This is a genomic window from Lysinibacillus sp. DFXJR4, assembly GCF_057196045.1.
Genome location: NZ_JBXUNW010000024.1, coordinates 38691 through 50346, shown reverse-complemented (window position 1 = coordinate 50346; position 11656 = coordinate 38691). Strand labels below are relative to the sequence as shown.

The 11656-nt window shown below is 34.5% G+C and carries 10 protein-coding genes and 1 pseudogene; 2 read left to right on the top strand and 9 right to left on the bottom strand.

The genetic code is table 11. The features are described from left to right. Window positions 1–740: 740 nt before the first annotated feature. Window positions 741–1319, top strand: coding sequence for a TetR/AcrR family transcriptional regulator (locus AC2CGN_RS24215; RefSeq protein WP_283870034.1), 579 nt, complete (start codon window positions 741–743; stop codon window positions 1317–1319). A gap of 98 nt (window positions 1320–1417) precedes the next feature. On the opposite strand, the gene AC2CGN_RS24210 is transcribed toward AC2CGN_RS24215, so the two are convergent. Further along, a complete protein-coding gene (locus AC2CGN_RS24210; RefSeq protein WP_484516714.1) occupies window positions 1418–2602 on the bottom strand; it encodes an acyltransferase family protein in 1185 nt (394 codons plus the stop codon). Between the two features lie 369 nt (window positions 2603–2971). Between AC2CGN_RS24210 and AC2CGN_RS24205 the strand changes: the two are divergent. Further along, window positions 2972–3212 (top strand): annotated as a pseudogene (locus tag AC2CGN_RS24205) (IS21 family transposase); the annotation flags it as partial. A gap of 263 nt (window positions 3213–3475) precedes the next feature. Here AC2CGN_RS24205 and AC2CGN_RS24200 read toward each other — a convergent pair. The 8 genes from AC2CGN_RS24200 to walK all read right to left on the bottom strand — a co-directional run bounded on the left by AC2CGN_RS24200 (window position 3476) and on the right by walK (window position 11653). Further along, window positions 3476–3886 carry a hypothetical protein gene (locus tag AC2CGN_RS24200; protein WP_484516713.1) on the bottom strand — a complete coding sequence of 137 codons (411 nt, stop codon included), beginning with the start codon at window positions 3884–3886 and terminating at the stop codon, window positions 3476–3478. Window positions 3887–4409: 523 nt separating this feature from the next. After that, entirely contained in the window at window positions 4410–4889 is a 480-nt protein-coding gene (gene rlmH / locus AC2CGN_RS24195; protein WP_484516711.1) for a 23S rRNA (pseudouridine(1915)-N(3))-methyltransferase RlmH, read from the bottom strand. A gap of 90 nt (window positions 4890–4979) precedes the next feature. Continuing rightward, window positions 4980–5144 carry a CxxH/CxxC protein gene (locus AC2CGN_RS24190; RefSeq protein ID WP_283870180.1) on the bottom strand — a complete coding sequence of 55 codons (165 nt, stop codon included), beginning with the start codon at window positions 5142–5144 and terminating at the stop codon, window positions 4980–4982. 258 nt (window positions 5145–5402) lie between these two features. Next, complete coding sequence (locus tag AC2CGN_RS24185; protein WP_286923207.1) at window positions 5403–6704, bottom strand: S1C family serine protease; 1302 nt, start codon at window positions 6702–6704, stop codon at window positions 5403–5405. Window positions 6705–6869: 165 nt separating this feature from the next. Then, window positions 6870–7658 (bottom strand): MBL fold metallo-hydrolase, encoded by a 789-nt coding sequence (locus AC2CGN_RS24180; protein WP_283870182.1) that lies wholly within the window; start codon window positions 7656–7658, stop codon window positions 6870–6872. Further along, the gene (locus AC2CGN_RS24175) at window positions 7658–8482 is read right to left on the bottom strand and encodes a two-component system regulatory protein YycI (RefSeq protein WP_286923209.1); all 825 of its coding nucleotides are present in this window, start codon (window positions 8480–8482) and stop codon (window positions 7658–7660) included. The genes AC2CGN_RS24180 and AC2CGN_RS24175 overlap by 1 nt, the downstream gene beginning before the upstream one ends. Then, a complete protein-coding gene (locus tag AC2CGN_RS24170; RefSeq protein WP_286923210.1) occupies window positions 8469–9791 on the bottom strand; it encodes a YycH family regulatory protein in 1323 nt (440 codons plus the stop codon). The genes AC2CGN_RS24175 and AC2CGN_RS24170 overlap by 14 nt, the downstream gene beginning before the upstream one ends. After that, window positions 9788–11653, bottom strand: coding sequence for a cell wall metabolism sensor histidine kinase WalK (gene walK / locus AC2CGN_RS24165; protein ID WP_286923211.1), 1866 nt, complete (start codon window positions 11651–11653; stop codon window positions 9788–9790). The genes AC2CGN_RS24170 and walK overlap by 4 nt, the downstream gene beginning before the upstream one ends. Window positions 11654–11656 lie beyond the last annotated feature (3 nt).

Here is an 11656-nt window from a genome sequence, read left to right as displayed (position 1 = left end):
ACCCCGGCTACTATCAATCTATAAATTGAATAAAAAATAGTCAACCAGATTTACTCTGGCTGACCTTATAATACGAATGGGGTGCTTTAGTTTAACAAGTAAAAATCAGTGACCACTATCTTGATATTCACAATCGGGCGCGATTGTTGAAGAATACAAGTAGAAATAATCAAACTTTTTTATAAACCTTAAATTTAAATATTCAAGATAAGAATCCATTTAGGAAAAAGATTGATCAAAATGGATTCTTTTTATTTGTTGCCAAATAAGGAATGAATAGAATTGTTTAATCACCTTTATCCTAAACCAACCCTTATCATCTTCTTTTTATATTATTAGTTCAATTGGTATCTTATCCATGTGTTTGTCCCTTATGTTGGATTTGGATTGGTTACTACCGCCAAACCATTATAAAGGATTTTTTTATGGGGAAATATAATTACAGAAAATTCAGACTCAAATTGAAACCTAAGCTATTTCAATGCGACGCTAGTGTCTTGATATAAAAATGAACAATAGATAACATTAATTCTTTGGGATGTTTATAAAAGGCCATACAAAAATGCCACCAATTAGATAAGATGAATTTTTTTATTTCATCTATCTACCTAATTGGGTGCATATCAATAATAGCTGTCTGTTTTTCTTAATACGTATTATTAAAACAATAATTACTTTTTAAATAGTTATTTATAGTAGAATTAATAATAACGTTATTGTAAGAAATGGAGTGAATAAAGTTGGGAAGGGAAGAAAAGAAAAGACAAACTAAATTAGCTATAACAAACGCTGCTTTCAAATTATTTTCAGAAAACGGATATGAGTCGACAAAGGTTGAAGATATTGTGAAATTAGCTGGAGTTTCTAAGGGTACTTTTTTTAATTATTTTCCGACAAAAGAGGCAGTCATAGAGGATTTCGAAAGAATTTCAATCTATTCAGAAGCTGAAAAATTAATGAATATCACAAGTCCAGTAGTACCTAAACTACTCTCTTCGTTAATTAATATCGTACATAATTTAAACTATACAAGGTCATTAAGAAGAGCAACTTTAATGGCAACTCTCTCAAGTGCTAATAATTTAAATAATCACATAGATAATATGAATAATCTTCGTGCTTTATTGATTCCAATTTTTAAGCATGGACAAGAAACGGGGGAATTTACACAAAAATTATCCCCTGAAACACTGGCAGACTTAACTATTCAAATGTTTATTGGTGTATTAACCCACTGGTGTCTTGGTGGAGGCGAAGATGATCTTATTACACAACTTATGATGAGTTTTGATGTTTTCTTTAAAGGAATATCTTCATAAAGATCCTGTATATTTCCAAAGTACTCCTGCGAGAATAGCCTGGGTTATAAAAACTCGCAGGAATGTTGTCAAAGAGAGAATTGGAGACAAGCAGAGAACTAATATATACTCTTCTTATTAAATTTATCGACTAAACTTTGAGAACGTCTATGATTTGTACCAGAGAATAATAGACTAATAACCGGTAATTTTCGAATAATAAAATACGATATTAAATGGCTAAAGACAATCCCCAATAGTGATGCTAATACGAATTTTATATAGCCTGAAACAGGTACACTAATTAAAATATATTGAATTCCAATTAAAACCGGAATATGAATAATGTAAACACAAAAGGAATTTTTAGCTAGCGTCTCCATCCATTTTGATTTTCTATTTAATTTACGTTGAAATAATTCAATTAAACCAATTGAAAGTCCTGTACATAAAAAGGTCTCATAGATTGCATAAATAAGTGAACTACTATCCCATCCACCCCTTGAATGTGGTACAATCCCAATGACATTTAAAGCAATTAATAAAACCCCTATAAATAACCATAAATTACCAACGCCTTTAGGGATATGATAAATCCAGTTACTATTAGCAGCTGTTATTCCCAAAACTACAAATGCTAAATATTGAGGAAAGTGTGCATACTCCATTTGGATAAAACCTAGTACACCAATCCATTCATCAATCGAATAACTTGTTCGAACTAAAAAAGTGATTAACGATACGATAATAACAAATATAAAAATATGTTTATGTGTTGGAGCAATTGAAATTTTTGGTAAATTAATATTTTTAAAAAGATTCTTTAATAATAGATATATCAGTGAATAAATAAGAAGATGTTCAATAAACCAAAGATGGCCAAAATTTAGGTCTGGCCAAGATGGCCCTGTCCAATTTAATGGTTTTTCACCAAATCCTAGATAAATATTTCTATAGTATTCATATAACGATAGGTTAGGGTAACCACGAAATTCATTATAATAAAAGTACATTATTAAAGGAATTATTACTATAAATCCAAACAATAAAGGTATACCAATTCTCTTCAACCGATCTTTCAAAAAACCTATATTCCCTTTGTGTTTATACGCAAGAGGGATAAAATAAGCAGAAAGAAAAAAATAAAGACTCATATTAAAGGCAGAGTTAATCCCAAAAAAAACGCCCAAGTCAGAATCGACACCCAAATCTCGTACATACCAAAAACCATTTGCCCCGCCATAGGGTTGACCTGCATGGTGGACGATTACAGTGCAAGAAAGAAACACTTTTAAAAAATCCATAAAATGAATACGTGTATTAGACAACTTACATTTCCCCTTTTTTTTGGAAATAGCCACTAAACTATTTATAATATTTTTTAGACTCGCGGTCAATATTTATCTTATTATTTTATTGATTAAATTTTAGAATATTTATTTTATAATTATTATTTATGACTACGGGTCAATTTATATATGGTTAATTACGTGGAATTTCACTTTAATATAAAATGTTTAGTGCAAAATAAAAAGGGACAGAATGTAACTGGAAATTCTAGCAGTTATAGGTCCTTTAAAACGTAAAAAAATATCATTGTCCGTACCCTTCAAATCTACTAACCTTCTAATTGGCAAAAAAGTCGATTAGGAGGAATGGAAAGGATGCTTACAATGATACAAGTTCATCATATCAAATTTTTGTATGAGGAAAAGGGTTATTCCTTACGGAAAATAGCAAATGAAACGGGACATGATTTTAAAACCGTACAAAAATACGTGGAGCAACAGGATTTTAATCTGAAACTAGAGAAGCGTAAAACCGTGTCAAAAAAGATAGATGTATAAAGATGAAATCATGGATTGGCTGATAGCGGACTTAGAAATGCCAATAAAGCAGCGTCATACGGGAAAGTGTTGTTGTTGTTTGATCGCTTAAAGGAAAAGTGGATCTACATCAAGTTTTTGGACACATCTCGCTTAAGTTTTCTTCTTGGGCAACATCCCGAATGGATTATTCCACATCCCACGTAGCCCGTCAAAGTGAAAAGGGCCATTGACCGCCTACGTGGGATGTAAACATCAACTGAACAGGTTGATGCTCGCTTTTATTGTTATTTAAAGAAAAGCCTATTCATCTTGGATAGGCTCGTTTATATTTAAACAATAAAACAGTACTTACTTATGCCAAAGTCTTCGAAATTGGTCTAATTGTGTTTTCTCACATAGACCCAAGTTTGCATAAGCATAAAACTTATTGTAACCAGATACATCACTTGTATTTACTTTAAGAACATCTCCGATAAAACTTAAATCTCCTTTTGGAATATCAGCTAGTGTAGTAAATCCTTTTTCGTCAAATGAATAAACTTCATTAAAACTACCAACTACTTCTGCTTTTCCTGCAACGAAATCTTTTAGATGACTAGCAGGTAATGCATTAATTTTTGCCTCTGTAAATCCTAATTCATTGTAAAGATAATCTAGTTCATCTGCTGTTAACTCTTGAATTTCGGCACCCTTTACAAGAGGATTAAAAAATAAAAACGATGAACATAGTACAACTATAAAACCTAATTTTTTTATCATGGTAAAACCTCCCTTTTGTTCGCGATAACATATTTTTAACCTATTTAAACATCTTTTTGATATTTTGGTTAATTTTTACTAATAGACTAATAATTACAGATAGTAAAATAACTATAATTAAACCTATAGACATGATTAAGCCATCAATATAATCTGTTAAACCAAATGCTCCTAGAATGAAAAAAACAATTAAACTCAAAAATAAAGTTAATAAAGCTATAGAAAAATGCTTCATAAATTCTCCTTCCCTTATATTCTTTTAAATTGTTCCATAACAACATTTATTTCCTAAACTATGAATTATTCTCATATTTTGGAATAACACTACACACAAATTATACACACTTATTCCAAAAAAAAAGCAATAAACTATTGGAAAATGGTAAAAAGTAAAGCAATTTGGGGCTTGATATTGATTGGTTTCATCGTAATACTCTAGAGCTAATTTTAATATTTTTTCAATTAAAAACACCTAAAACATTGTTAAATCAACGTTCTAGGTGATTCTTTAAAAAAACCGCACTTATTTATGATACGGTTCACCCTTCATAATCCTAAAACTCCGATAAATCTGCTCCACCAGGACTAGCTTCATTAGCTGGTGGGGTAATGTCATTTGGCCGAAGGATTGCTGCTCGTCAGCTCGCTTCAATACTTCATTGTGTAGGCCGAGGGAGCCACCGATGACGAAGGCGATTTTGCTTTTGCCGTAGGTCATGAGGGTTTCAAGATCTGCTGCCATTTGTTCAGAGGTTTTCATTTTGCCGTTAATCGCTAGGGCGATAACGTATGTATCTGGACTAATTTTGGAGAGGATACGTTCACCCTCCTTTTTCTTGACGATGTCCATTTCGGCATCGCTTAGCTGCTCGGGGGCTTTTTCATCTGGTACCTCAATGATATCCATCTTTGCATAACCACCGAGTCGTTTCACATATTCATCAATGCCCATTTTTAAGTACTTTTCTTTTAGTTTGCCGACTGATACAATCGTTATATTCACACGTTATCCACCTTTACAATTCATTTACAAACAAATTATCCACAGAAGTTATCAACATATCCACATAGCATTCCTATATATTGTGTAAAGTTATTTACTTGATACAATATATTCTGCTGGTTGTTCACAGTAACTACATTTTGTGGATAACTTTTTTTCCTCTTCGACTTTATCCATAATTGGGAATACTTTTTGCTCCGCTACAAACATGTCTAAAGCGTGATCTATATGGTTTTCGCAGCTGTATTTTTCCATTTCTCTATGTCTCCTTGTTTTCCGAAATTTCCACAAACTTATTCACATTTCAGTCTATGTTATCCACAATCTATTGTAACAAAGGACTGACAAGTATGAAAGAAAAGGCTTTCTCTTGCTGTTTTGATGTGTAGAGATATTATTCACAATTTTCTAGTTATCCACAATATTTGCTCTATCCTTTTGTATAAGGCTAGTCAATTTTTTTCTATCCACAAAAAAATCAGTGAGGATTATTAACCCCTCACTGATTTATATTTACAATGAATTGCTATTTGTTAAAGTTAGTGATAGCTCCACTAATTTACCTTGGCGGTATACTTTCATTGTTAATTTATCACCAATTTTTTTATCATTATATAAATGTTTGCGTAAATCAATTGCTGTTTCGATTTTTTTGCCATCCATTTCTACAATGACATCATATTGTTGGACACCTGCTTTTGATGCTGGTGAGTTATTTACAACGTCTGTAATGACAACGCCTGTCGTAATATCTTTCGGTAATTTTAATGTTTGCTGTTGGTAGAATGATGGTACATCCGTTAAATCAGCTAGCTGAATACCCATTGTTGGACGTTTCATTTCACCGTTTTTCTCTAATTCCTCAATAATTGGAATGGCTGAGTTAATTGGAATTGAGAAGCCTAATCCTTCTACAGAGGATTCAGCAATTTTCATGGAGTTAATGCCGACTAATTCTCCTGCAAGGTTTACTAATGCACCTCCACTATTACCAGGGTTGATAGCAGCATCTGTTTGTAAAACCTCTTGCTGCCAATCAATTGTTCCATCACCATTTATATCAACCGGTACAGAACGATCCTTACCAGAAACAACACCTGTCGTAACAGATCCATAAAATTCTAAGCCAAGTGGGTTACCAATTGCGATTACTGTTTCACCTTGTTTTAGGACATCTGAGCTCCCAAATTTTGCAACTGTTTTAACATCCTTAGAGCTGATTGAAATAACCGCTAAGTCTGTCCATTCGTCTCTACCAACTAACTGTGCTTCTTCCTTCGTTCCATCTGGCATTGTTACTTCTAGCTGTTTTGCGCCCTGAATAACATGGTTATTTGTTACGATAAAGGCCTTGTCACCCTGTACCTTATAAATAACACCTGAACCGCTTCCAGCAGGCTGTGTTGATGTTGTTGGCGGATTCCAGAATCCACCGCTAGTTACTTCTTGTATATTAGTTATACCTACAACTGCACCTGAGGCCATATCTACTGCTTTTGTAACATCCGTTGTCACTTCTGTTGCTACTTGATTGATGGTCGTTTCATTTTTACCTGTATTGCTTGTCGTTGTACCAGGCATCTGGTTAACAAGCCCAGGTAGCATAAGCCACACAAGCAAAGCACCTATGATGACCCCAATGAGACCACTAAAGAAGTAACCGCCCTTACCTCCTCCGCCGCCACCTTTCTTTTTTTGACGCTTCTCTTGTATTTCTCGCTCCTCTTTTTCAAGTCGCTCTTGAAGAGGTGATTTCTGTATTTCATCATTATTTAGGAAATCACGATTTTTATCATCATCTTGGAAATAGCCCATTTTCCTCATCCTTTCATGTATTAGTATTTGTTAGTTGTTACCCTAATATTACGATTCAAACATTAAAATCAGATGAAAAATAAATAAAATGGACATAAAAATGGCTGTCTCATCGTATTTTTTTTAAATTACGATGAAGCAGCCTCTCAAAAAGTTTCAATAATATTAAACTGTTACCAATTGGGTTGGTTCCTCTGCATCCGTATCAAATAACTTAACATACTCTCCTACAATAATACCGCAGGATTGTAATGTTTGTGTGACACTCATGCGTGCAAGCTCTTTCATATTATTATCCTTACTTAAATGCGATAAATAAATATTTGTTGGCTTTTCAAATACGACCTCACTCATAGCTACTGCCGCATCTTCATTTGAGACATGCCCTACATCACTTAAAATACGGCGTTTTATCGACCATGGATAACGGCCCATTTGTAGCATATTCACATCATGGTTACTTTCAAAAACAAAGGAATCTGCACCTCGAATAATACCTTTCATACGGTCGCTAACATAGCCTGTATCCGTGATAACAACAAGCTTGCGCCCATTTTCATGAAAAGTATAGAACATTGGATCCGCTGCATCATGTGACACAGCAAAGGATTCAATAGCTATTGAGCCAAAGTGCTTTACTGTATCCATTTCAAATTCAAAACGTTGCTCTAGGGGAATATCACCAACAAGCCCGTCCATCGCCTGCCATGTCTTGGCATTTGCATAAACAGGTACATTATATTTTCGTGCCAATACACCAATTCCCTTAATATGGTCACTATGTTCATGTGTCACGAAGATGCCACTCAGCTGTTTCATATTACGGTCGATTTTCGCAAATAGCTGCTCCATCCTTTTTCCACTTAGCCCTGCATCGACAATAAATGCATGTTCATCATTCTCTACATATATCGAATTGCCTGTACTGCCACTTGCTAAAACACTAAATCGCATTATTCAACTCCCCAGTCTTCCTCTTCTCCCTCTTGCTTGTCCTCTTGAATATCAATAATTTTTCCTTCCATCGCATCAACAAAGTACTCTTCTGACTCACCGTCTGCTAATTTTACTTGTACTTCCCATGTTGGTATCAACACTTGTGTTTGTGTTTGTGTTAAATTACTAAAAGTCGAATAGCCCAGCTTTATATGAGTAACACGTGATTCTGCCTTTAATAGTCCTTTTGCATACAATGTTTGGATAATTTGAAGTGGTGGAATAACTGTTTCTTGTTGTTCTATTTCTTCAATATTATCAATCATGGTCTGCTCATACATAATAACTTCGTCGTCCATATTCCATTTTATTTTTAATGAGGCACTCTCATTGTAATAGAACATTTGATTATTTTTCTTCTGAAAGAAGATTGCGACTCGCTCCTCACGATCTACCTTCCATAATGCATAGGAATCTCCCGCTTTAACATTTGTATGGAGAAACTCAGTAAAGCTTGTATTATCATTAATATTTCGTAACTTCACAGGATTTATAAAAACAACATGAGCAAGTGTTCCATCAATATTAGCTTGCTGATTTTTATCAGGGAAATCACTACCCGTAAACTTATGCACTTTGCCCGTAATATAAGTTGCAGATTCATTACTAGGCAATGCACCATACGTAATTTTATCATCCTTTAAACGGGTCTCTATTGTTCTTTCACCAGGTATTTCTACGCTCTGCGCTTCATTATAACGTTTTAAATATAACGAATACAAGAAGATGTCCAGTATTAAAAAAACGATGATGAAAATAGATTTTGTTCTATTCCAATCCATTTACGACACCTCCTAATAATTCAGGCGTCAATTTTGTCGCTATACCGTTATGAACTACAAACCAGCAAGGCTCTAATGTCATTATGCTAGTTGAATCTTGTTTTAAATAATACCCCACCACAACATCATCTATATCTGACAGAACAAAATTATTCAGTTGCTGAATCTTTTCCAAAATCTCCACACCTGAAGGCAGCTCTTTTATCTCCTTCTCGGTTGGAATATCGAAAACTAAGGAATAATAAGGGCGTTTGTAGCGGAATATAACATTATCCCCCCAAACAGTCGTAATCTTGCTGATAACTTGATCACTATAAACTGGTAACCCCTGTAAATATTGCTGATACTCTAACTGATTTTTATTAGTATTTTTTGATACATAGCGATAATCAGCTGTAAATCCACCGTGCTCGTTGATAAATTCAAAGCTATCCTTCAAGAGCTTAGATGGCTCTATGATGGCACTACTTTCTACAGCTGGATATACATAGGTTAAAGATTTTAAGTTTGAATCAACAGTCATTCGCGATTTGCCATCCTGATATTTTTCAGTCATTGCACTTTCAATACTACGCTGAACAATATTTGGATTTGGAAATAACACGTTTTTAAAAGATTCAAGTGGCTCCTCTATAAACGTATACATATATTTGGTAGATTCAATTTTATCATTAGGCATATAAAGTGAGGTAAAGCCATCACGTTCAATTTCTTTAAAAGCGCTATATGTTTTCGCTGGCTCAATAACATCCCTTATAAATGGATTGGTATTTTGCAGGCTTACACGTGAGCGCATTAAAGTCTTATTATTACTACTAATGAAAAAGATCTGTAATTCTTTGTTGCCATAATTCGTCCAATCAATAATCATACGATTAAAGGTTGTTTCAGGTATTTCCTTATCAGCAAACTGGAAAATAGAGCTAAAGGCAGAGTAAGGTATTTCACCTGTAAAAAAGATGGTCATACGATTATTCGTACGAATCATTTCATTTACATAATTCGCAGTAAGATTATTATTGATTGGCACTAAATCAAGAATATTCCAGCCCTGAAAAGCTTTCATAATATCCTTCATCGCGCCATTGGATGCCGTTCCCGTGAACTCCTCATCAAAACGATAAATTGCCTTATAGGGACGAATGATATCCTCCATCCTCTTCTGAGATCCAATTAGGATTTCTTTTCCCTCAGTTTGTTCAATAATTTTATAATCTGGTGTATATGTCCAAATGATAAAGGTTAAAATGACACTCAACATGACGAGTAGAAATAATACAACTGATTTAACTGGCTCTATATATTTCATGCCCACTCACCTGCCTCGTCAAAATCATCTAAATCATAAGGTAATGTGAAGAATATGGTTGTACCTTGACCTTCCTCACTTTCAGCCCAGATTTTACCTCCATGCGCTTCAATCATTTCCCTGGCAATAGCTAGTCCTAGACCTGTACCGCCCATAGAACGAGCACGTGCGCGGTCCACACGATAAAAACGATCGAAAATGCGTCCTACATTTTCCTTAGGAATGCCCATACCATCATCAGAAATCATAACCTTCAACATCTCACCTTGCACAGTAAAACCAAATCTGACATTTCCACCATCTGGAGAATACTTTATTGCATTAGAAATGATATTATCAATTACCTGTGTCACTTTATCTGTATCAATTTCCACATAATAAGATGCTTCTGGGAATAAACGTTGGAACGTTACCTTGTCAGACTTTGACATTTCAAAGCGATCAATAATACGATTAAAGAATGAATTGAAAAGAACAATATCCTTATTCAATTCATAATCCGCACTATCCATGCGTGATAACTGCAACAAGTCATTCACTAAGCGAATCATTCGCTCTGTTTCTGTTTGTGTAACATTCAAAAAAGTTGGAGCAATATTTTCATCTTTCCAGGCACCATCCGCCAATGCCTCTAAATAGCTGCGCATCGTTGTTAATGGTGTGCGTAACTCATGTGATACATTGGATACAAATTCCCGACGATCCATTTCAATTTTTTCCTGTTCTGTAATATCGTGCAGTACAGTAATTAAACCATTAATAAAACCTGTTTCTTTTTGAATGACCGAGAAATTCGCACGCAAAATATAGGGTGCGTCAGTTATACTAAAATTTAAATTCAACGCATCATTCATGTGTATTAAATCCTCAAAGCTATACTCTTGATCAATTCCTAAAACAGACGCAATTGGGCGGCCTAATGTAATATCCCTAGAAATATGTAAGAGCTCTAGTGCGGGATCATTAATAAGGATGATGCGTCCCTTTCGATCTGTCGCAATAACACCATCCGTCATATTACTAAGGACCGAATCAAGCTTTCGTCTCTCTGCATCTGTAGTAGATTGGGCTTCCTGCAAGCGATTTGTCAAATGATTAAATGTTATAGCAAGCTGTCCTATTTCATCTGTTCCATAAACACGTACTTTTCGTGAATAATTTCCTTTTGCCATCGCCTGTGCCTGTTTACGCATATCTGCAATCGGCTGTGTTATTGTTCGTGCTACTAAAATTCCTAAAAAGATAGTAATCACCAAGGACACAGCAGTTCCACCAAGGAAAATACGGTTAATGTCATTCACTTGTCCAAAAACAGATTCAATATTAGCTTCAATATAAAGAACCCCTATAACTTCATCATCCGTACCTGCACCATTTCGAATGGGTGTCGCTAACACCCAAATTCGATTTCTCGTTTTATTATCAAGTTTGATATTTTCAAATAATGTCTCTGCTGACAATGCACGTCGGACAAGATCCGTATTTGAGCGCTGTCCAATCAGATTTTGATTTTCTAACTCAGATGTAGCACGTATCCGCTGTCGATTGTCAATAACACGAATTTCTAATATATCTCCATAAGAAACATCCTTTAACCCTGTAGAAAACTCCATCACAATCGTTTTCAGGCTTTCTTCAAGTGTTGGCATACTTTCATCGCGTTCCTTTAAAATTTCCTCACGAATGCTGTATTGCATTAAATCAACACGTTGGAAAATGGAATCTCGAAAATTGGTTTTTAAATTATCCTCCAATTCACGCGCAAAATATATACCTATTATTTGCAAAGCAAGCAATATTAACAAAATATAAATAAGCACTAGCTTGACATGAATCGATTTAAAGAAGCTAACTTTTTGCATACC

Coding starts and splice junctions, on each gene's coding strand:
- AC2CGN_RS24175 (WP_286923209.1), bottom strand. CDS start 8,482: ATGGATTGGAATAGAACAAAATCTATTTTCATCATCGTTTTTTTAATA.
- AC2CGN_RS24170 (WP_286923210.1), bottom strand. CDS start 9,791: ATGAAATATATAGAGCCAGTTAAATCAGTTGTATTATTTCTACTCGTC.
- AC2CGN_RS24200 (WP_484516713.1), bottom strand. CDS start 3,886: ATGATAAAAAAATTAGGTTTTATAGTTGTACTATGTTCATCGTTTTTA.
- walK (WP_286923211.1), bottom strand. CDS start 11,653: ATGCAAAAAGTTAGCTTCTTTAAATCGATTCATGTCAAGCTAGTGCTT.
- AC2CGN_RS24210 (WP_484516714.1), bottom strand. CDS start 2,602: ATGGATTTTTTAAAAGTGTTTCTTTCTTGCACTGTAATCGTCCACCAT.
- AC2CGN_RS24190 (WP_283870180.1), bottom strand. CDS start 5,144: ATGGAAAAATACAGCTGCGAAAACCATATAGATCACGCTTTAGACATG.
- AC2CGN_RS24185 (WP_286923207.1), bottom strand. CDS start 6,704: ATGGGCTATTTCCAAGATGATGATAAAAATCGTGATTTCCTAAATAAT.
- AC2CGN_RS24180 (WP_283870182.1), bottom strand. CDS start 7,658: ATGCGATTTAGTGTTTTAGCAAGTGGCAGTACAGGCAATTCGATATAT.